At 51.3% G+C, this 20636-nt stretch carries 24 protein-coding genes, 4 tRNA genes and 2 other RNA genes; 6 read left to right on the forward strand and 24 right to left on the reverse strand.

From position 1 onward, the window contains the following. Positions 1-74 precede the first annotated feature (74 nt). From AC4ED1_RS10790 to AC4ED1_RS10830, 9 genes are all read right to left on the reverse strand, one after another. The gene (locus AC4ED1_RS10790; RefSeq protein ID WP_490938444.1) at positions 75-359 is read right to left on the reverse strand and encodes a hypothetical protein; all 285 of its coding nucleotides are present in this window, start codon (positions 357-359) and stop codon (positions 75-77) included. Between the two features lie 15 nt (positions 360-374). Further along, positions 375-443: hammerhead ribozyme type II (locus AC4ED1_RS10795), an RNA gene on the reverse strand. Positions 444-571: 128 nt separating this feature from the next. Continuing rightward, entirely contained in the window at positions 572-775 is a 204-nt protein-coding gene (locus AC4ED1_RS10800) for a hypothetical protein (protein ID WP_490938446.1), read from the reverse strand. A 14-nt stretch (positions 776-789) separates the two neighbouring features. Next, positions 790-856: hammerhead ribozyme type II (locus tag AC4ED1_RS10805), an RNA gene on the reverse strand. Between the two features lie 11 nt (positions 857-867). Beyond that, positions 868-1860, reverse strand: coding sequence for an AAA family ATPase (locus tag AC4ED1_RS10810; protein ID WP_490938448.1), 993 nt, complete (start codon positions 1858-1860; stop codon positions 868-870). Positions 1861-1880: 20 nt separating this feature from the next. Then, positions 1881-3854 carry a TnsB C-terminal domain-containing protein gene (locus AC4ED1_RS10815; protein WP_490938450.1) on the reverse strand — a complete coding sequence of 658 codons (1974 nt, stop codon included), beginning with the start codon at positions 3852-3854 and terminating at the stop codon, positions 1881-1883. An 18-nt stretch (positions 3855-3872) separates the two neighbouring features. Continuing rightward, positions 3873-4085, reverse strand: coding sequence for a helix-turn-helix domain-containing protein (locus AC4ED1_RS10820; protein ID WP_490938452.1), 213 nt, complete (start codon positions 4083-4085; stop codon positions 3873-3875). Further along, complete coding sequence (locus AC4ED1_RS10825) at positions 4000-4446, reverse strand: hypothetical protein (RefSeq protein WP_490938454.1); 447 nt, start codon at positions 4444-4446, stop codon at positions 4000-4002. The genes AC4ED1_RS10820 and AC4ED1_RS10825 overlap by 86 nt, the downstream gene beginning before the upstream one ends. Further along, positions 4418-4666 (reverse strand): hypothetical protein, encoded by a 249-nt coding sequence (locus AC4ED1_RS10830; protein WP_490938456.1) that lies wholly within the window; start codon positions 4664-4666, stop codon positions 4418-4420. The genes AC4ED1_RS10825 and AC4ED1_RS10830 overlap by 29 nt, the downstream gene beginning before the upstream one ends. A 232-nt stretch (positions 4667-4898) precedes the next feature. Here AC4ED1_RS10830 and AC4ED1_RS10835 point away from each other — a divergent pair, with 232 nt between their 5' ends. Next, positions 4899-5333, forward strand: a complete 435-nt coding sequence (locus tag AC4ED1_RS10835; RefSeq protein WP_490938458.1) for a helix-turn-helix domain-containing protein — start codon at positions 4899-4901, stop codon at positions 5331-5333. Between the two features lie 130 nt (positions 5334-5463). Beyond that, the gene (locus AC4ED1_RS10840; protein ID WP_490938599.1) at positions 5464-5643 is read left to right on the forward strand and encodes a LexA family protein; all 180 of its coding nucleotides are present in this window, start codon (positions 5464-5466) and stop codon (positions 5641-5643) included. 6 nt (positions 5644-5649) lie between these two features. On the opposite strand, the gene AC4ED1_RS10845 is transcribed toward AC4ED1_RS10840, so the two are convergent. After that, positions 5650-5952 carry a hypothetical protein gene (locus AC4ED1_RS10845; protein WP_490938460.1) on the reverse strand — a complete coding sequence of 101 codons (303 nt, stop codon included), beginning with the start codon at positions 5950-5952 and terminating at the stop codon, positions 5650-5652. A gap of 941 nt (positions 5953-6893) precedes the next feature. Here AC4ED1_RS10845 and AC4ED1_RS10850 point away from each other — a divergent pair. Together AC4ED1_RS10850 and AC4ED1_RS10855 are read left to right on the forward strand one after the other, a co-directional pair. Continuing rightward, entirely contained in the window at positions 6894-7148 is a 255-nt protein-coding gene (locus tag AC4ED1_RS10850) for a helix-turn-helix domain-containing protein (protein ID WP_490938462.1), read from the forward strand. Positions 7149-7381: 233 nt separating this feature from the next. Then, a complete protein-coding gene (locus AC4ED1_RS10855; RefSeq protein ID WP_490938464.1) occupies positions 7382-8443 on the forward strand; it encodes a uracil-DNA glycosylase family protein in 1062 nt (353 codons plus the stop codon). A 180-nt stretch (positions 8444-8623) separates the two neighbouring features. On the opposite strand, the gene rlmH is transcribed toward AC4ED1_RS10855, so the two are convergent. From rlmH to AC4ED1_RS10870, 3 genes are all read right to left on the reverse strand, one after another. After that, entirely contained in the window at positions 8624-9103 is a 480-nt protein-coding gene (rlmH, locus tag AC4ED1_RS10860; RefSeq protein ID WP_490938466.1) for a 23S rRNA (pseudouridine(1915)-N(3))-methyltransferase RlmH, read from the reverse strand. Beyond that, on the reverse strand, positions 9100-9276 hold the full coding sequence (locus tag AC4ED1_RS10865; RefSeq protein ID WP_490938468.1) for a CxxH/CxxC protein: 177 nt from the start codon (positions 9274-9276) through the stop codon (positions 9100-9102). Before AC4ED1_RS10865 ends, rlmH begins: the two co-directional genes overlap by 4 nt. A 76-nt stretch (positions 9277-9352) precedes the next feature. Beyond that, entirely contained in the window at positions 9353-10525 is a 1173-nt protein-coding gene (locus AC4ED1_RS10870; RefSeq protein ID WP_490938470.1) for a S1C family serine protease, read from the reverse strand. 203 nt (positions 10526-10728) lie between these two features. On the opposite strand from AC4ED1_RS10870, the gene AC4ED1_RS10875 reads away from it, so the two are divergent. Further along, positions 10729-10947 carry a hypothetical protein gene (locus tag AC4ED1_RS10875; RefSeq protein ID WP_490938472.1) on the forward strand — a complete coding sequence of 73 codons (219 nt, stop codon included), beginning with the start codon at positions 10729-10731 and terminating at the stop codon, positions 10945-10947. A 55-nt stretch (positions 10948-11002) separates the two neighbouring features. Here AC4ED1_RS10875 and AC4ED1_RS10880 read toward each other — a convergent pair whose 3' ends face one another. Genes AC4ED1_RS10880 through yycF form a run of 5 tightly spaced genes read right to left on the reverse strand, consistent with a single transcriptional unit; the run spans position 11003 to position 16394 of the window. Then, complete coding sequence (locus AC4ED1_RS10880; RefSeq protein ID WP_490938474.1) at positions 11003-11827, reverse strand: MBL fold metallo-hydrolase; 825 nt, start codon at positions 11825-11827, stop codon at positions 11003-11005. A 21-nt stretch (positions 11828-11848) separates the two neighbouring features. After that, positions 11849-12655, reverse strand: coding sequence for a two-component system regulatory protein YycI (gene yycI / locus AC4ED1_RS10885; RefSeq protein WP_490938476.1), 807 nt, complete (start codon positions 12653-12655; stop codon positions 11849-11851). A gap of 5 nt (positions 12656-12660) precedes the next feature. Then, positions 12661-13938, reverse strand: a complete 1278-nt coding sequence (yycH, locus tag AC4ED1_RS10890) for a two-component system activity regulator YycH (RefSeq protein WP_490938478.1) — start codon at positions 13936-13938, stop codon at positions 12661-12663. Then, positions 13938-15701 (reverse strand): ATP-binding protein, encoded by a 1764-nt coding sequence (locus AC4ED1_RS10895; protein ID WP_490938480.1) that lies wholly within the window; start codon positions 15699-15701, stop codon positions 13938-13940. The genes yycH and AC4ED1_RS10895 overlap by 1 nt, the downstream gene beginning before the upstream one ends. 6 nt (positions 15702-15707) lie before the next feature. Then, entirely contained in the window at positions 15708-16394 is a 687-nt protein-coding gene (gene yycF / locus AC4ED1_RS10900; protein ID WP_490938482.1) for a response regulator YycF, read from the reverse strand. 147 nt (positions 16395-16541) lie between these two features. On the opposite strand from yycF, the gene AC4ED1_RS10905 reads away from it, so the two are divergent. Beyond that, positions 16542-16997 carry a hypothetical protein gene (locus AC4ED1_RS10905; protein ID WP_490938484.1) on the forward strand — a complete coding sequence of 152 codons (456 nt, stop codon included), beginning with the start codon at positions 16542-16544 and terminating at the stop codon, positions 16995-16997. 123 nt (positions 16998-17120) lie between these two features. On the opposite strand, the gene AC4ED1_RS10910 is transcribed toward AC4ED1_RS10905, so the two are convergent. The 6 genes from AC4ED1_RS10910 to dnaB all read right to left on the reverse strand — a co-directional run bounded on the left by AC4ED1_RS10910 (position 17121) and on the right by dnaB (position 20619). Then, a tRNA-Phe gene (locus AC4ED1_RS10910) sits at positions 17121-17196 on the reverse strand. Positions 17197-17233: 37 nt separating this feature from the next. Beyond that, a tRNA-Asp gene (locus tag AC4ED1_RS10915) sits at positions 17234-17310 on the reverse strand. 84 nt (positions 17311-17394) lie between these two features. Next, positions 17395-17469 (reverse strand) — tRNA-Glu (locus tag AC4ED1_RS10920). A gap of 8 nt (positions 17470-17477) precedes the next feature. Beyond that, positions 17478-17553: transfer RNA gene (locus AC4ED1_RS10925), tRNA-Lys, on the reverse strand. A gap of 222 nt (positions 17554-17775) precedes the next feature. Further along, positions 17776-19059, reverse strand: coding sequence for an adenylosuccinate synthase (locus tag AC4ED1_RS10930; protein WP_490938486.1), 1284 nt, complete (start codon positions 19057-19059; stop codon positions 17776-17778). 219 nt (positions 19060-19278) lie between these two features. Then, a complete protein-coding gene (dnaB, locus tag AC4ED1_RS10935; RefSeq protein WP_490938488.1) occupies positions 19279-20619 on the reverse strand; it encodes a replicative DNA helicase in 1341 nt (446 codons plus the stop codon). Between the last annotated feature and the right edge of the window lie 17 nt (positions 20620-20636).

Consider the following 20636-nt stretch of genomic DNA (forward strand, 5'->3'; position numbering starts at 1 on the left):
AACCTCCTATCGCTTTGGTAAAGGGGGGCACCCGAAACCGGGCACCCGTATATTTGAAAAGAGGAGAAGAAGCTTCAAGAACGGAAGATCAGATGCGGATTTCCATTGTGGTCGATAAAAATGTCGCTATGGCTCAGAACATCGGAAAATAGAGACATCGAATCTTCGGCTTTTTTCCGTTGGCGGTTCTTGCTAGAACTCGCTTCAGAATCAACGAGTTTAGGACGTGAATGACGTGGTTTCAGGTTGGGATATTTCTGCAACAGCATATATTCGATCTCTTCTGGAGCCATCCGATATGTCACGCATTCACTTTTCAAGGCGACCGGTTCATCTCTTCTCGGTACCGGTGTTCCCATACGATCACCCGCCTTTCCGGCCTGCCATCTTCAGGCGGGGGAGGCCATTCACCCCGCGACGCCCCGGACGGGGGCGTTTCGGCTTTTTCGATTTCCGTTGTAATGGTGGTTTCAGGCAGTGCCCATCCGATCCTGTAGGAGGGAGTGAAGGCATCTCGCGAAACTTACTTTTTTCTTCCTCGGGCAATTTTCGAATCGTGACACAGCTGGTTTTAGCTTTCATACATGATTCCGCCCGCTATCATGCTACGTACAACGTCGATTGATTTTGAACGGGTGGCGAAAATAGGTGAACACGAAGCAAGTAAATAATTAGGACTGGAAGGGATGTCGTCGTCGGTTGAGCAGATCAGGACAAACTGTTGTACCTCAATCTCTTGGGAACCGGATTCATCTTGAACAATAATTTTGATCATAGAATTTACTCCTTTCCGACCTGCCTCATCAGGCGGGGGAGGTCACGTCCCCGCGACGCCCCGGACGGGGGCGTTTCGGCTTAACCTAATGTCTAGTGCCGTGTTCGCTCCAGAAGAAGCATGCGTTTCGCTTCGAGAACCACTTCCAACGTGATCGGCTGCCCCTCAGTGAGATCGAGGCTGCGGCGCAGTGCCTTTACCAGTGCCCTGCATCCGCCACGTTCCTTGTCAAGTGCGATGCGTATCAGTTCCTCTCTCGCGTTACTTTCAATGTTGTATCCAGCGAGCATCTCCATGACCTCCTCACGCCGGAGTCCGCCCAAGTTGACGATGAACCCGACGCGAGAGTAGAGCTGCGAGAGGTTTTCCCGCATACTTGGCCCACGCTGGAGATACGTTCCCAGCTTCGGCAACCCGACCAGTACGATTCCGACCTTTGCCTGGTCGTGGATGGTGCGCAGCATCTCCAGCTTCTTGACGGAGTAGTTGACCAGCCTGTCCGCCTCATCGACGACGATCATCACCGGGTCTTGTTGGAGACGGCGAACGATCTTTCTCATGCGGTCGCGAACGGTTCCGTAGCGGACTTCCTCGCCGATTCCCAACTCGTTGCCGATCTCTTCGATTAGGTCCCGCGTACTCATCATGTCGTCACCCTCGATCCGGATGACCGCCTGCGGGTGCTGCTTCATAAACTCTTGGACAGACCGCGTTTTGCCCGATCCCGCTGGACCGATGATGACGCCCAGGTCGCGGTACTCCATGCAACCGGCTAAAACGGCTGACGCCTGGATCGCGTTTTGCGTGGGTACGAAACCCATCTCAGCGATAGAGGATTTGTAGGTAACGATGGTCGCGTTCGGGTATTCCCTATGAAACTCTTGATTCAAGAAGCTTTTGACTCGCTGTTCTATTTCTTTGCTGGTATAGTCCGGCTCGTTGATGAACCGTGAGAGAGCGCTGCGGCTGAGCCCCATAGTGTTTGCCATCTCGTTGACCGTGTATTTCTCTTTCAAGCGGAGAATGGATTGTTTCAGTTCCGCTACCAGTTCATCATGATTGATGCACGTAATTTCATTCGGCATGATTCTTTTCTCCTTTCTATCTAGGCCATCCCGAGGGCTTTTTTGCCTTGTTTTTCAAGCCACTGCTCGCGTATGGACAGTTGTTTTTCCGGCGGCACTTCCGTCTTTTCCCGCTGATCGGCTGCGATCTCGCGTGCCGCCTGCTCGAACCCGGTGATCATATTCACCTTTCCGTTTTCGTCTACGCTGCCGGTGTAATGGCGTTTGGCTCGCTCCTTGAACCCGTTGACCGCTTCCTTGATGGCGCGGGTGGAGCGTTTCTGGCGCTGCATGTGCAATTCCAGCGACTCCTGGTTGCCAAACTCTGTGTAGTTCTGCTGCGCGGTGCAGAGGTAGCTTGTCCCACGGAAGATCATGATTTCGTCCAGGTGTCTCGGATCGTACCGGACGATGACATCTTCGCCCACGTAGTAGTCCAGCGCCGGGTGCGCGTAGTATCGTCCGCCGAACCGAACGCCGACCGTGTAGACCTTGCGCTTCTGCGCACGCATGAGCAGGATATCGAACGCCCGTGCGTTCGGCACACCTTCGCGAGCCTTTGGCGTTTGCTGGTACACGTTGAGCGGTGTATCCTTCAGCTCGCTGTGGACCGTGTTGTGGTACTTATCGAGGTACTCTTCGATGAGTTGCGCCAGCTCCTCCAGCGTCAGCAACTTGCCTTGCTTCAGCAGCTTTTTCTCGTCGAACCCATCCGGGCGGTCCTTGTTGTTGCTGCCGCAAAAACCCGGCAGGTGCATGATGAACTGCGTTGTGAAGGTCTTGAAAAACCGCTCCATGATCCCTTTCGCCCAGGGAGTCCGGGCCGTACAATAGCGTGGCTCGATGCCCAGGTTGGCAAAAACACCTTTGACCTCGTCGGAATAATCAAATTTCCAGGCGTGTTTCAGACCGCCCGCCAAGTGTTTGCTCTGGTAGTCTTTCCCGTTGTCTATGTACACCTCGACAGGCAACCCGTACACCGGACTGTTTGGCTTCCGCAATGCGGCGTGGCGGAGCGCCAGACCGATCGCTTTGGAGTTGTTCATCGGACTCAAGCACCAACCGGCGATCACGCGACTTCGCACGTCCTCGAAGGTAGTGAAGAACGGGCGGATCGCCCTTCCTTCGTACTCGACGAAAAGATTGATCTGGTGATGGTCGCCGACATGATACTGATTGACCAAGAGTCCGCTGTAGTCCAACAGTGTTTTGGGCATGTAATGGTTGCGCCATTTCTCCACGCCTTCCTGACCGTAGGCGATAATCGTCCTGGGTAGTTCATTGAAGTACCGACAGGCCGTTTGATAACTTCCGACCTGCCAGAGTTCCTGCAGTCGCGCTGCTTCTTCCTCGTCAGCCGCCTCCGCGATCCGGCGCTTGGCCTCCTCAACCGTCTGGTTGTACACGTATCTCTTTTTGGGCTTTCGCGGGTCCAAGAAGAGTGCGGTCATATAGTCGAGAGCGGCCGAACCGAATCCCCTGGTCCCATAGCGGAGTTTTATGGCGGCGTCCGCTTCCATCTTCTTACGGATGGGCTTGCTCAATAGGGCCACCTCACCTTCCTTTTCATAAGAGTCGATCCATCTGTATAGCGTCGGGAGCTTAATATCAGCTTTCCGGCATAGCTCTTTCAGTTGATCGACCACGTTGTCGCGCTGTGACCGGATATCGATAGCCTGCCGGACGAGGTTCACCCGATCCGTGAACTCCTGGATCGCTTCCTTGCCGCCGATCTCTTCCAGAACGGCGAGGTTGACCACCAGCTTTCCGCCGTTTTGGGGCAAATCATTTTGACTGGCAGGCTTATTCACTTTTGTTGTTTGGAGCAAATACTGGACTTGGGCATCTTCCGGGAGGGAGGATAAAGAGATTTGGTATTGCTTCCCTCTGGTCCCTCCCGTCTTGCAATCAACTTCGCGGTAACGGAAATCGCCATAGGCAATTTTCTTTCGGACCGCACGTTCGGTGATGTTTAACAACGATGATACCTCTTTGGTCGAAAGCCACCTCTCCATCGCCCCCCTCCTTTCTCTTTACGCTGTATGTTGAATGGTGCTGAGATCGATCCCCAATGACCTTGCGATTTTGGGAATATAGGTTTTTCCGGAACGTTCTCCGTAAAGTATCAGGTAAAGGTATTTGGGGCTGCTCCCGATTTCCTCAGCTAGTTGCACCTGTGTTTTGCCGATTTCGACGAGGCGCTTCTTCACAAGTACGCCGAACGGTGTCAGTTGACGCTTCCTCATGTTGGCGCTCACCCCTTTCTGTGGTGTCTTCAGCCATCCGCAGGCCGATTTGTATACAGGCTTCGCGAGTGGTGTCTTCAGCCATCCGCAGGCCGATTTGTATACAGGCTTCGCGAGCGGCCATGTAGCGCAGGTTACGCGTTGCCGCGATCTTGGCGCTCAGACGGAGCACCGTTCGATGAAGCTCGGCAATCAGTTCCTGCTCTTGTTTTTCAAGCAGGTCCACATAGGATTCCAGCGCCTCTTGCTGCGCGAAGGAAACGGCAAAGTCGCCGTCCGTCACGTCCAGCTTGAAGTCGCCGAGAATCTCGCGGGCAATGGCTGCCGACGCTTCACGCTGTTCTTGCAGCGCTTTGCACATTTTGTCTCACTCCTTTCGATTCCGGGAAGCGTAGCGTGTTGCGGCGATCTTCGCGCTCGGAGTTGTTCATCGGACTCAAGTACCAACCGGTGATCACGCGACTTCGCGCGTCCTGGAAGGTAGTGAAGAACGGGCGGATCGTACTTCCTTCGTACTCGATAAAAAGATCGAGCTGGTGATGGTCGCCAACCATGCGTTGTTCTCGCAGCACGTTGATCATTTTGTCTCACTCCTTTCGTTTGAGACATTGCTTTCGTTGGATTTTTTATTCGGTTGTCAAGGTTCGACTGTTTGTGCACTACCTGGTGTGATAGAATCGCTTTGTGATGTAGTTTTCTATCCGATTCAATTATAGATGTCAATTGACATCATGTCAACGAAAATAAGGTCATATTGACATCAAATATTTCGTTTTCGATGTCATATGACTTAATAATTGGAGGGTGATATAAGTGGAAACTCTTGGCGAAAGAATTGCTTTTTTAAGAGAATCGAGGAAAATGAGCCAGCGGCAGCTTATGGAAATCTTGAAATTTGACAATCTAAGTAGGTATGAAAAAAATGAACGAAAGCCAGGCATCGATATTGTTATAGCGATAGCAGAGTATTTTGATGTTTCGATCGATTGGTTGTTAACAGGAAAAGAGAGGAGGGGTGATGTTAATTTACATCGTTTTCATATGCAATTGACTCCGAATGATGTTGAATTGCTTGCGAAGTTTTATCAGTTGAGCGAAAAAGATCAGGGTAAAATTGAAGGCATGATTGACGGATTATTACTAGCGGCAAAAAATGAAAGTGCAGCACGACAGAAGACAGAAATGTCGTCCAGATCGATGAATGGAAACGAAAGAGAAGAGGCCGCCGCGATAAATGAAACAGCTTAATTTTTATGTCTCAATGATAGATTTATATATCAATACTCACCAAAAAAACGACAATAAAAAATGCCCCGCTTGCAAGGGGCCAAAATGAGAAAAGAATCTGCCTAACCATTATTTTGTCAGTATTCCCCTCCTGGGGCAAGTAGCCGCAGGTTTGCCGATTACTGCCATCGAAAATTTAGAGGATATCATCGACATTCCGGCTGAGTACCTGCCTGGCCCCGGTAACTTCTTTGCGCTGCGGGTCAAGGGGGATAGTATGGTGAATGCAAATATCAATGACGGAGAGATCGTCATCGTGAAACAACTATGAGATTTTTTATCCTTCCATCAGCCGGTAGAATGAGTCGTATCTCTCTTCTGTAACGCCTTTTTCTGGTTTCGCGTCACCGATCCGCTTCTCGGAGGCCGCGACTGGCTTCCAACCGTTACGAAGAGCACTCCGAATAAAATTCGCTGGTGCCTTTACACGAGTCGAACTCTGACGCAGAATCAGAAGCACTTCCAGCACCCGTAAAAACTCGATTTCCATCAACTCGTTAAGTAAATCGGTAGGGATTTTAGATAAGGTCGCAATTTGGTATGCTATCTTTATAGCATCTCGTTTCTCACGGTCGTCCAAAATGATCACCTCTGTCCGTTTTATTCGCTTTGGACAGATGAATTCCTTTATCGTTTAGGAGGTGCCAGGAGTGAAGTTGCGTCATAGAAGCAGAAAAGCAAGTGTAGTTCAAAAGATCAGACGAGAGTTTGCTCTAATGGATTACTCTTTGGATAATTTAACAAATGAGGAAGTAGAAAATGGGGTCCGATCAGTCTTACAATGCATTAGTCAGTTCGGAATAAAAATGAAAGAAGCAGTAGGAGTGATGAACAAAACTTTTCACGGATAAACGAGTCTGTCCAGCATTTAGTATTCCAAGGGTATACAATCGAGTGATTCAGATTAGTATATTTATTCATATTTATGTATAAGTATGAATTTCCAGCTTGCTCGCTGTTTTTTCGCTCTGATCTACCAAAAACGCAGTAGTGACGCGGTTTTATAGCAAGTTCCGCATAGGTAATTTGGTTCCGCATTCTAGTTCCGCATTCGAGTGTTAAGACCCATAACTTCGGACGGTGAAAAACCGCCACTTTACTCATGCAAAGCAGTTCACGTAACGCTTGATATTACTGCATTTTCCGCGACTGCTAACGGTTCGCTAACGGCTGGTAACAGGTGTAACAGGGGTCTGTGTTACAGGTGTAAAAAGAGAGGTAGAATCTCAAGATTTCTCAGAATCGTGAGAACCACCCCTCCAGTTTCCAGCTCGTTGAATCCCTTGTCCCTATTACGTTTTCCCGCGTTTTCCTGTCTATTCCCGAGATTTCCCGTTTTCTCGCATTCTGTGAGATTCTACAACAAGGTTATACGTTCTCACCGTCAAAAGCTAAACAAAAAAGGAGCAGACAAAGCTAAACGCCTTGTGCCCCTATGCTAATTGCCATGTTTGTGTCTTGCTTGTCGGATTATCTCTTGTTACCGCTCACGCTATTTGACGGCGGATGAGCGGTAACAAAATGTCCGGCTTTCATTTCACATATATAGGTGGGTTAGAGCGCGGTGAACGCAATATATCACTGGTTAACTTAGCGAAGATTGCGAAAGCACTTGAAGTTAACATTCACGACCTCTTTAACTTTGAGCAAGAGTTAAGCGAGGAAAAACAATCAATCATAAACGAGATCGTGTTGTTGCTAAGTAGTCGTGAGGAGAGACAAGTTACAATGGCAAAAAACATTTTGTCTGAAATATTCCGAACTTTTCCCCAATAATAAAATCCCCAAAGGAGCAATTTAGCACCTCTCTTGGGGATTTTTTATTCCCGGTTTCTACTTTAGTCGTGTAATCCTTGCAATATTCTTGCTTCTTTCTCTGTGTCCTCTAATTTACGTTCCCAAGTTTTGGACGACCTCAACGAATTCAATTCTAGCAATAATTCTTTGTTGCTGAAACCAAATTCCCAGTATAATCATAAGAGAATGATAAATGATAGAGGTGGAACAAAATGTACTGGGTACTTGGAACTATAAACTCTACACTATCTAGTCCAAAGTTAATTCAAGAGAATGATATTTCTAGATTCCATAAATGGATGGAAACAAAAGGATGGAGATTTTCTGACTACCCATTAGATACCATAAGTACGGACTATTCCGTGAATCATATTGAAGGGCGAGATAACTTATTAAGATGGGACATTGATATAGCTGAATGGGAACTAACCGTAAACATCCCGCATCACTTAATGCACATATATAATAAACTTGGGGTTGTTTCAGATAATACTGCTTTCCCCCTTTGTGAGACCTGTGGTCATCATCAAGATTGTTGGCAGGGCAATGAACATAGAAAACCGCTAGATCAAGACAACATACACTGGTCTCATGTTTCCCTTCCTTGGATTGGAGCAAATTATAATACTTTTCGTATTGCCGTAATCGGAATTAACCCGTACGAAGCTGGTGGTCTCGATTTTTTTCGAGTATTAATACCCCAAGCCAAGGAAGAAATGGCGAGTGGAAAAATAAAGGTTAATTTCAACAATCCTAGTTATGCAGGCACTGTATTGTGGCATCGAATCGGACTATATGCTTCTCAGACAATCTTAAAATTTGTAAACGACGATGACCTACTGACCTTTCCGGATTTATCTCATATTGATGCCTATGATTGGATTGCTTTTACCAACCATGTGAAGTGTTCTCCCACTGGAGATCGAAGTCAGCCCTCACAAGCTATGTGGGAGAACTGTCATTTTATTCTTAAGGAAGAATTAAGAATACTGGCCCCTAAAATTCTAATTATATTAGGAACAGGTGATAACATTTATTATCTAAACAAAAATGTACTAGATGAAAATCCTTCATTGATCGATGAAACAAAGTATGTTCGTATGTATATAGGTAAGCTACACAGTAGAAACATTGGTATCATAAACGTTCCTCACCCTGCTGCCCCAGGACTTGGTGCATCTCACCAAATTAGCATAGATTTAGATACACTTTTAAGTAAACATGCATCTACCTTGCAAAGTGTGCTTCATTTACCCAGACCTACATTATCATAGATGTATTCAACCACGGTCATTGAATCGTGGTTTTTATTTTCCAATTGCTTTACTTTCCTCTTCCCTGCTGAAAAATACGACTGTTTATTTTCTTTTTAACCGTAGAACCGAAACCATTTTGTGTTAGCTTGCTTATGCAGTAACTGTCTAACACAATCTCCTGCCTAATCCTGTTTACCATCACTTGTGGTACGGTTCCCCCCGCTGAATCCGAAAAGCCCGGTACAGCTGTTCCAGGAGGATGACCCGCATCATCTGGTGCGGGAAGGTAAATTTCGAAAACGACAGCTTCAGGTTGGCGCGGTCCAGGACGGAACGGTGCAGCCCCAGGGACCCGCCGATGACGAAAACAAAGGAACTGTACCCCTGACCCGCCATGCGATCCAGATACTCCGCCCAAGCCTCCGACGAGAAGGTTTGCCCTTCAATCGCAAGCGCGACGACATAATCGCGCTCTTTGAGTTGCGCCAGGATGCGGGACGCTTCTTTTGCCTTGATCGCTTCTGCTTGCGCTTCCGACGCGTTGTCGGGGACAGGGGCGTCGGCCACTTCCACAAGCTTGACTTTGGCATACGCGCGAAGCCGTTTTTCATATTCCGCGATGGCCTGAAGCCAGTAAGTCTCTTTGACTTTTCCCACTGCGACAACGGTGATGTTCATGGTTCGCCTCGGGTGACAAGGTATTTGGCCCGTTCTCCGCAAAATTGGCACTTCGAACGCGGTTCCTCAAACACGGTCGTTTCCCCGATCAGCCGCAGTTCGGGCGGTTCCTCGTATGTATGTACAAACTCGTCGATGGCCATTTCGACATGCTCCTCACAGGCTGTGATCATCCGGCGCACCTCCATGCTTGCTGTATTATATCATGAAAAAAGATTGCCGCGCTCAACGGCAATCCTTTCATCATCCCTAGCGATTCAATTCGGTCAAAGTCACGGATGCGGTCTTCTCCTGGTTGTCCCTGTAGTATGTGACCTGCACCGTGTCCCCCGGTTTCTTGCTGAACAGGTACTTGCGCATATCGAGAAACGTTTTGATTTCGACGTTGTCGATTTTGGCGAGTACGTCGCCTTGTTTGATACCCGCTTTGTCAGCCGGCCCTCCGGGCAATACGTCGCTTACCACGACGCCGTAGTTGATCGGCAGGCCCGCGCGGTAATTTTCCGGAATGTCCTTTACGTCCCAACTGATCGAAACGCCAAGGCCGGGCCGAATCACTTTCCGGTTGGTGATCAATTGATCGACAATCGGTCTGACTTCATCGCTCGGGATGGCAAATCCGAGCCCCTCGACCCCCTGGGAGGCGATCTTCGCGGAGTTGATCCCGATCAACTGCCCTTGGATGTTGACCAGTGCGCCGCCCGAGTTTCCCGGGTTAATCGCCGCATCGGTCTGCAAAACCGCCTGTTCGTAGATCACCCGTCCGTTTCTCCGGTCCTGAATCGGAATCATCCGCTTTTTGGCCGAGATGACACCGACCGTAACGGTTTGTTCAAACTCGCCCAGCGGGTTGCCGATGGCGATCGCCGGTTCCCCGGTCTGGAGCGCTTCCGAACTGCCGAATTCCACCGGCTGGATATTTTTCACTTTCTCGGCCGGAACCTGAATGACGGCCAAGTCGGTATATTCGTCCGTTCCCAGCACTTTCGCCTTGATATGCTCGTCGTTGATGACGATCTCCACGTCGGAAGCGCCTTCCACCACGTGATTGTTGGTGACGATATGACCTTGTTTGTCGATCAGGACGCCGGAGCCTTTGCCCGCTTCCTGCTCGACGCCGCGGGAGAAGAATCCGCCGACTTTTTGCAGGTTGACGACTGTCACCACAGCCGGTTTGACGCGGTTGACCGCTTGCACAATGGCGGAATCGGTGTTGACCGTGACGTTTTGTACGATGCCGCCACCTTTTGTCGCGATCGTTTGGCTCGCTTCCGGCAGCTTGATTATATTCGATTTCAACATGGTCGGTACCATCAGCAACGTGGTGCCGGAACCGACCAAAGCCGCTATCACGACAGATGCCAGCCATTTCCCAGAGGAACTCCGACCGGGTCTGGTGTCGAATTCGTCATAGAATCCCATAAGAACTCCTCCTTCGGGCATGAATGCCACAAATTTGTCACGGAATAATTTCATTATACAAATCCGTCCGCTTTTTTCTCAACATTTCATGTAGTATTTCCATAAAGTGTTCAGACTTAATCTGAAATTTTCCAGTTTGCGTTTCGAAATCCCGGAATCGGCCATACTGAATAGTAAAACAGCCCGCCAGGGGAGTGAATTCCATGAAAAAAAGCCACCTCACCGCCGAGGTCGACTTGATTGCACAGTTGGCCGATTTAAAGGAAGTCGATTACAAAAACACGTTAATTTTGACGGTGCTAATTGAATTGCTGGTGGAAAAAGGGGTCATCAGCCGTCACGATGTCGTAACGAAAGCCCGGATCCTCGATTCCGAGCTGGAACAAGAAATCCTTGAGCGGCTGACTTCCGCCCAACACTGAAAAATATTGGTCATGACAATTTGCCGCAAACCGCTGCAATCGGTATCCTCGTGTCCTATCGGGGGCTGATCGCAAACAGCGGGGTCGGTTTGTCCGGGTATGTACGGTGCAGTTGCACTTTTTTGCTGGCTGCGTCGAGAATTCCTTGCACCGTTAATTCCGCCAGATCCGGATAGTTGTTCTCCTGCGAGAGATGGGCAAGCAAAACATCCTGCGTCCGTTCCGTCATGATGTCCACCAACGCTTCGCCCGCCGCTTCGTTCGACAGGTGTCCCTTGTCGCTGAGAATCCTCTTTTTCAAATGCCACGGATAGGGACCGACGCGCAGCATATTGACGTCGTGATTGCTCTCCAGAATATAGGCGTCGGAGTCGGCGACCGTTTCTTTCACCCGCGAACTCATGTATCCGAGATCGGTCGCCAGCGTCAGCTTGCTGCCGCGATGGTAAAAGACATATCCGACCGGCTCTCTCGCGTCATGCGACAACGGGAAAGGTTCGATCGTCAGGTCTTCGAATTCCAGCTTGTCCCCTACGCGAACGATTTTCCTGCAATCTTCCGGATAGTCTTTCATCAAGCCGTGCAGGTCGTGCCACGACCCTTCCGTCGCATACACCGGCACTTCAAGCCGGTCATACTGTTTTTTTCGCCGTTCGCTGATCACTTTGCGGGCGACGATGCCGATCCCCTTGATGTGATCGGAATGTTCGTGGGTCACAAGAATCGCGTCCAAGTCTTCCAACGACACCGAAATCTCGGCCATCGCCGCTTCGATCTGCCTGCAAGCGACTCCCGCGTCGATCAGGATGCGGGTACTGTCCGTTTCCACATAGACCGCATTCCCCGAACTTCCGCTTGCAAGCACACTGAACCGCAGCATTCAACGTCCTCCCGTTTCCTGTCATCTCGCCAATTCCACTTCGCCGGTCAACGCATTGACATAATAGACTTCCCGGTCCGTCGTAATCCGCCATGTCGGGGTCAGGTACCATTCGTCCGCGTTGAACGGTTTGCTGTAATAGCCGATCCGAATTTCCCGGATGACCCTATTATCCGGTCTCTTTTCCGATTTGTCCATCGACTCGGACAAGGAACGCAACGCGTGAAGCGCCGAAATCACCTGTTTTTTCCCTCCGCCTTCCCCTACCACGTCCAATGCGGTCAGGCGATAGCCCGTCACCTTGCCATCTTGCACCATCAATTCCAGCGGCGCCGAAAAAATCGGGTATTCACGATAGACCTGCAGATACCGGATCATCCCCGAGTCTTCGCCGTCCGGCAGCATTCTGTCAAAGCGGTACAGATTTTTCGGCCATATTTTGAGATTGACTTGCGACAGCACTCTGTCCGCTGTACTGACATCCTCCAGGTCGGCCCTGACGTTTTTGTCCGACAGGTCAACCGCTACTTGTCCCGGCCCTTTATCGACCGGTGTCACATCCTCTCCGATCCATTTGGCCCATTCCTCCGGCGAAAACGATTGGTACCGAACCTGCAGAAACCCAAGTTCAGGCGTGATCTTCGGCACTTCCGTCCGCAGCTCCCATTTTTGCGAGACCAGAAGCTGCCGGACTTCCGCCAGTTGCTCCGCAAAGGACTGAACATAGCCGGCCTGCTCGGTGCGCAGCCGCCAATATTGATACCCCAACACGAAATCCAACAGCAGAAACGTTAAAATCAGGTACGTTTTGGCCCGACTCCAGTCCATGCCGCTCACTCTCCACTGTCTGCCCATTTGTCGCCGGTTTGCGCGTCGTAGATCACGGTTGGCGCTTGCGGATACTCAACGACCCAAACCGGAATCAGCCGGACACGTTCCCCCGCCTCTTGGGGTGCGTATGCAAGATATACATCCGCTGCATTTTCTGTAACGGAAGGCGGCAGAGGAGCGGCTTCAACTGTCTCCGCTTTCACTTCCGCCCCCAAATACTGCGTGCTTCTTTCCAGCTCCACCACTTCGTTGCCGTTCAACACGACCCGGATGCCGGTGAGTCTGCCCAGTACGGGAAGCCCATGCCGGTATTCGTTAAAACGATACTCCCGGATGTCCTTCCCCCAAACGTTTTGCAACCGTCCGAGGTAAGCCCCCTGCATGCCCCCGTGTTCATTGATAAAATCGACCGCCCTTTGGAACGAACTGTCTTTGCCGACCGCTTGCGTCTGTCTGTCATAAGGCAGCGCATTGGCGTAATGGATTTCCTTTTCCTTTGAGGAAATTTGGACCGTCCGGCTGCCATCTGTCAGAATCAAAGAACCTTTCCGCTCCTGGATTCTCCGGATAAGGCCAGGATCCACAAAAAACGTCCGAGCCAACGAGTCGGCCGGAAGCGACATCTTTTCGCAAGTCACCAGGGGAACCTTCACCTTCTGGACGGGTATCAAAAACCGACCTTTGCTCCCGGTCCGTTCCGCATATTTGGGCAGCGTACCCCATTCGTCCAGTTGTTCGAACAAGCGGAACTGTCCCTCGATTTTTCCGTGAAAAACGGGTTGATTGAAATTGGAAAGCACCACATAATGGTTGCCCGCCGTGTCGCGATGGACGGTGATGGATGTGACTTTCAGTTGGAATGGGGCGGGATCCAGCATTTTCAAAAGTTGAAACACTTGCTCCTGATTGAGGCTGACCCCAAACTGAAACTCGATGAACGGACCCCCGGCGATTTTTTGCCGGATCGCTTGCGGATTGTCAATCGGCCCCAGTTCGCGTACCGCGAGTTTTCGAAGTTCGTCCCAAGCCTTTTCATACAGATCCGTAAACGGGTCGGTCATGGTGTAACTTTTGTCTTCCAAACGCGCGTGAATCCGGACGGGCAGCAACACCTGATCGACCGTTTTCCGAAAGCCGAAAGCGGGATTTGCGACAAAGCCGCCCGAGTCAAGCGGTTCAAACGCCGGGTTGATGTTCCACAATCCCACCGAAAGCACGATGGACAACAGGACCAGTAAGCCTAACAGGGCGGATTTTACCTTTTCGATTCGTTCGGCCATCACGCCACCCCTTCTTTGGCGAGCGGAAGCGTAAAGGTGACCGTGGTGCCTTTGTTTATGACGCTGTCGATCCGGATATGCCCGCCGTGAGCTTCAATGATCTGTTTGGCAATTGCCAATCCCAAGCCACTTCCGCCCAATTTTCGGGAGCGGGCCTTGTCCACCCGGTAAAACCGTTCAAAAATCCGCGGCAGATCTTGTGGCGGAATGCCGGTGCCGGAATCGATCACCCTGACTTCCACCATGTCCTGTTTGGGGGCGGCCACCAACCGGATAATTCCCTGCGAAGGCGTATGTTTCAGCGCGTTGGAGACAAGATTGTCCAAAACCTGATCCAGCTTGTCATGATCCGCATAGACCATCGGCAGCCTGGCAGCGGCTTCCACAAACATCGACACCTCTTGCTGGCGGCACTGGACGGCAAAACGGTTCGCCACTTCGTCGAGAATCTCAATCAGGTTGACCGCTTTAAACGACCACTGCATTTTCCCCGCATCAAGCCTCGACAATTGGAGCAATTCCGCGACCATCCGCACCATCCGCTCTGTCTCGTTGTGAATTACCTGCAAGAAACGGGTGCGCAGGATCGGATCATCCGCGGCCCCGTCGTTCAACGCTTCCAAATAACTCTTGATCGTGGTGAGCGGGGTCCGTATCTCGTGCGAAACATTCGCCACAAAATCGCGGCGGGCCTGCTCCTCCCGCTCCTCTTCCGTAATGTCGCGGATGACAATCACGATCCCGGTCTGCCCTTGTTCTTCCCGGATCGGGGACGCATAAGCCTGCAGGGTGCGCCCTTTCGGCCCCTTGAACTGCATTTCCTGTCCCGCAATCAGGGAACAGGCCTTTTCCGAATCCTCTTCCATCATCAGCAGCTGGTTGATCGGCTGCCCCACCGGGTTGTCCTGGCAATCGAGCAGTTGCCGGGCCGCCGGATTGATCAGCAAAATCCGGTTGGACGAATCCACCGCGATGACTCCGTCACTCAAATGGGTGAGGATCGCCTGGAGTTTTTCCCTTTCTTTTTCGTTTTCCGAAAGGGCTCCCCGCAAACGCCAGATCAGATAGTTGAACGCTTCGCCCAATTGTCCGATCTCATCGTCGCTTCTCACCTGCACGACCTGATCGAAATCGCCCTTTGCCATCGCTTTCGCTTTCTTCGTGATCTCCACGATCGGATTCGTAATTGTCCGCGCAAGCGCGATGCCCAGTACCGCCGTCAGGGCCAGCGCGATCAAAAGACCCGTATAAAACATCATGTTGATCTCTTTGATCGTCTTATAAATCTTGGTCATCGGCGCTACCATATAGACGGCGCCGATCACTTCCAAATCGTTTTTGATCGGTACAGCCAAAAACGTGTACCGCTGTCCGGTGGGCCCGTCTTCGCGGATCACTTCGTCTTTGGTCCCCAGCAGCGCCCGGGTGACCTCCGTTCGGAGGCGCTTCTGGCCTACGCACGACTTGTCTGCTGTCGTGGAAACAATCGTCCCGTTTTTGTTCAATACGTAGATTTCCGATTCGGACGCGAAGGAGCCGATCAAGTTGTCGATATCTTTGACGGTGTCAGGCGTGATCTCTTTTTCCATATACCGCTGCAACTGCGCGGAGAGAAACCGGGCCTGCGAGTCAATTGTTGTCGAAAAATTTCCAAGGAAATACGAGTTCACTGACCGGATAAAGTAAACGCCGATCAACTGCATCGCAAACAAAATCAACAGCAGGTAGATGAGCACCAGTTTTCCCCGAATGCTTCGAAACAAAGTGCCCTACCCCCTCATCGAATAGCCGACTCCCCGACGGGTCAGAATGTACTGCGGATTGCTCGGATCGGTTTCGATTTTTTCTCTTAGCCGGCGAATCGTGACGTCAACAGTGCGAATGTCGCCCAGGTAATCGAATCCCCAGACTTCATGCAGAAGATGTTCGCGCGTCAGGACTTTCCCACGATGCTTCGTCATGTACAACAGGAGTTCGAATTCCCTGTATGTAAGGTCGACCCCTTCACCGTTTTTCGTCACCTGGTACGTCGAAGTGTCGATCACCAACTCTCCCACCGCATAACGCGGTTTGGCACTGGTCATCGCTTCGTTATTGCGCCGCCGCAGGTTCGCTTTGACCCGCGCAAGCAACTCCCGTGATGAAAACGGCTTGGTCACATAATCGTCCGCGCCCAGTTCAAGTCCAAGAACTTTGTCCACTTCCGAATCCCGGGCGGTCAGCATAATGATGGGGGTTACGGAAAACGAACGGATTTCTTGGCAGACCTGAAACCCGTCTTTTTTCGGAAGCATCACGTCAAGCAAAATCAAATCCGGCTGTTGGCGGCTCGCCATGTCGACCGCTTCCTCACCGTCATTGGCCACAATCACCTCATACCCCTCTTTTTCCAGGGAAAACTTCAGTATATCCGCGATCGGAAGCTCATCTTCCACGACCATGATTTTTTGATTCATTGGGCTCACCCTTTCAGCGTGACCTTGGGTACCATTTTCCCACATACCTAGTTCAATTGGTCTCGTCAAAAATCCTTCTAAACAAATAGTTCCAGCATGGGAAAGCCTTGCTTGGTCCACACTACAACTATCGAAGGAGGGATCCTTGTGGACGACAACCTGCAGGATGTGTTTGAACAACAAGCAAAAACGATGCCAAGAACGGTCGGAGTGCCCAGAGACCAATTTGATCCGGAACGGGAACAAGCGATTCTCGCCTCGTTTGCGGACCCCGATGTTGCCCGGAAAGCATCGGAGGAACTGAAAAATATGGGAATCAATACCGTACAAATCAATCGCGTGTCGCCGTATCCCGGTCAACCTACCCAGAAACTGACGAACCCCCTGACGGGGAAAATATCGAGCCTCGGAGACATGGCGCTCGGGATGGATCCGTCGAGCCGTAACGCCGCGGTTCTAATGGCTGCGGACGCATCTGCCAGCGGATATGCCACTACTGCGGACGATGTATCGGGGGAAGATATCCTGCTGACGGTTGTATGCCCCAAAGATCAAGTGGAGAAGGCGGTGCAAGTGATCAGGTCTTACGGGGGAAACACTTAACTTGCGGATTTCGTATCCTGGCGGATTGTCCGAAAAAACGAAAAAGCGAGTCCAGCGACTCGCTTTTTGGGTCGAGGTATTCACCTGGGTTACAAACTTGGCAAATGCCAAGTTTTCGTTATGTGGTGGCTCGGGACGGAATCGAACCGCCGACACGAGGATTTTCAGTCCTCTGCTCTACCGACTGAGCTACCGAGCCCTATCAGGTTGTAAATGAAGCTTTTCCCTTGCAGAAATGGCGGAGCTGACGGGATTCGAACCCGCGATCTCCCGCGTGACAGGCGGGCATGTTAGGCCACTACACCACAGCTCCAAAAGACTTTCCCATTACATTGACGTGGATTGGTGACGTGAAGCCCCCGAAAACCCGCCCCGATTCCGGGCACTGTATTGTAGCTGGTGACCCCAAGGGGATTCGAACCCCTGTTACCGCCGTGAAAGGGCGGTGTCTTAACCACTTGACCATGGGGCCTAGCAAAATGGTGAGCCATGATGGACTCGAACCATCGACACCCTGATTAAAAGTCAGGTGCTCTACCGACTGAGCTAATGGCTCACAATGAAATCGCCGCTTTGCTATTGTTTGCGTCATCGCGGCAACAAATAGTATCTTAACACGAAGCAACTTTACGGCGCAACCCTTTTTCGATGATTTTTCGATGATTTTTTGGGCAGGATTTAGCGGGGTGCTTTTCGGCATGCCGGACGATACCGGTTTGGCAAGCGGCCGCGGCTGACAACCGCGGACCGCATGTCGGGCCGATTTAGTCAGGCTGATTTAGTAGATCTCCGTTACCGGAACCGTTTGTTCACGGTTCGGGCCGATGGAGAAAATCGCCAAAGGAACGCCTGTCGCTTCCGTAATCTTTTCGATGTATGCCCGGGTGTTGGCGGGCAGTTCTTGGTAAGAACGAACCCCGGAGATGTCTTCGTCCCAACCGGGCAGCGTTTCATAGACAGGTTCGCAATTTGCAAGCATTTTCAGGCTGGTCGGGAATTCGGTCAGAATCTCCCCGTTGTAACGGTACGCGGTACAGATTTTCAGTTCTTTCAACCCGGTCAAAATATCCAGCCGGGTGACGGCCATTCCGTCGAGTCCCGATACCCGGCGGGCATGGCGGACGACCAAAGCGTCAAACCAGCCGACCCGGCGCGGGCGCCCGGTGGTGGTTCCGTATTCGCGCCCGGTTTCCCGGATAAATTGTCCCGTTTCGTCAAGCAGTTCCGTCGGGAACGGGCCGTCGCCAACGCGGGTGCTGTACGCTTTGACCACGCCGATGACTTTGTCGATCTTGGTCGGGCCGACCCCGGCGCCGATACAGACGCCGCCGGCAACCGGATTCGAAGAAGTGACGTAGGGATACGTGCCCTGGTCGATGTCGAGCATCGAAGCCTGCGCCCCTTCGAACAGCACGTCTTTCCCCGCGTCGATCGCTTCATTCAACACAATCGACGTATCCGTGACATAGGGGCGAATCACTTCGGCGTAACCGAGATATTCCTGATAGACCTGTTCGTAATCGAATCCTTCGGCGCCGTACAGTTTTTCAAAAATCCGGTTCTTTTCCTCCAAGTTGCGCTTCAGTTTCGAAGCGAACTCCTCCGGATCGAGCAAATCGATCATGCGGATGCCGATCCGCGCCGCTTTGTCCATATAGGCGGGACCGATCCCTTTTCTGGTGGTGCCGATTTTGTTCGTCCCTTTGCTCTCCTCTTCCAGTTCGTCAAGCCGGATATGATAAGGCATCACAACGTGCGCGCGGTCCGAAATCCGCAAATTGTCGGTTGCGACGCCGTTATTTTTCAAATAAGCCAGTTCGTCAACAAGCGCTTTCGGGTTAACAACCATCCCGTTGCCGATGACACAGATCTTCTCCGGATAAAAGATGCCGGACGGAATCAAGTGCAGTTTGAACTCTTTACCTTGAATCGAAATGGTGTGACCGGCGTTGTTGCCTCCTTGGTAGCGCGCCACCACTCCCGCTTTTTCCGCCAGGAAGTCGGTGATTTTGCCTTTGCCTTCATCGCCCCATTGAGTGCCCACAACTACTAAGGTTGCCATAGGGCAACACCTCCATATCCATACATTCCCCGGGATATTCCGGAGAAATACATAAAATCTCCCTTTGTGAGTGTAGCAGGAATCAAGCAACTCGTCAATATAAAATACGAACAATCCTTGTCATTCGGTTTAAATTTGTTCGTATTATGTGGTTGTGCAATTCAAAAATATTCGGTAACGAAAAAACCGGTTGCCGGGACTCGGCCTCCGGTCTAGCCGTTAGCTTGCAGCCTCGCGTTCCAGCGAGACAAATTTGTTGAAGTTTTTCAGAAACACCAACTCCACCTTCCCGGTGGGGCCGTTTCGCTGTTTCGCGATAATGATCTCAATGATGTTCTTTTTCTCCGATTCCGGGTCGTAGTAGTCCTCCCGGTACAAAAACGCCACAATATCGGCATCCTGCTCAATGCTGCCGGATTCCCGCAGGTCCGAAAGTAGCGGGCGCTTGTCCTGCCGCTGTTCCACCGAACGGCTCAACTGGGACAAGGCGATAACCGGCACATCCAATTCGCGGGCAATCATTTTCAGAGTTCGGGAGATCTCCGAAATTTCCTGCTGCCGGTTGTCTGCCCGTCCGCGCCCCTGAATCAGTTGCAGATAATCGACCAGAATCATGCCCAAGCCGTGTTCCTGCTGCAGACGGCGGCATTTCGACCGGATGTCGGCAACCGTGATCCCCGGCGTGTCGTCAATAAAAATCGGCGCTTCCGCCAACGCGCTGATCGCCATCGTCAATTTGGGCCAATCCTCGTCCGCGAGAAAGCCCGTCCGCAGTTTTCCCGCGTCCAGCATCGCCTCGGAACACAGCATGCGCTGCACCAACTGTTCCTTTGACATCTCCAGTGAAAAAATGGCGACCGGCACACCCGACCGCACCGCCACATTCTGGGCGATGTTGAGGGAGAAAGCCGTTTTCCCGACAGAGGGACGGGCCGCCACGATAATCAGGTCCGATTTTTGAAACCCGGACGTCAACCGGTCGAGATCGGGATATCCCGTCGGAATTCCGGTTATTCCACCTTTGTTGGAATAAAGAAACTCAATCCGTTCAAATGTTGCAAGCAGAATGTCTTTGATCGGAGTGAAGCCACGCGTAATTTTCTCGTTCGACAGTTCGGAAATCCGGCGTTCCGCCTCGTCGATCAAGCCGACCACGTCGTCGGTTCCTTCGTATCCGGAAGCCGCGATCTGTGTGGCGATCTTGATCAAGCGGCGGACAACCGCTTTTTCCTTGACGATGTTGGCGTAATAATCGACGTTGGCCGCTGTTGGCACCGTATTGGCCAGCGTCGCCAGATAAGAGACACCGCCGATTTCTTCAATCTGACCCAGATTTTGCAGATGGGCCGTCAAGGTGACGATGTCCACCGGCTCCCCCCGCTCCGCGACCCGGATCATCCCTTCAAAAATCTTCTGGTGGCTGATCCGGTAAAAGTCTTCCGGTTTAAGGATTTCCGTAACAACGGGGAGTGCATCGGGTTCGATCAGGACAGCCCCCAGCACCGCCTGTTCCGCTTCGATATTTTGGGGAGGCATCCGCTCCGCGATTTGTCCGTCCATGCAGTGCCCTCCTTTGG

This window comes from Effusibacillus sp. SKA8 (assembly GCF_058273125.1).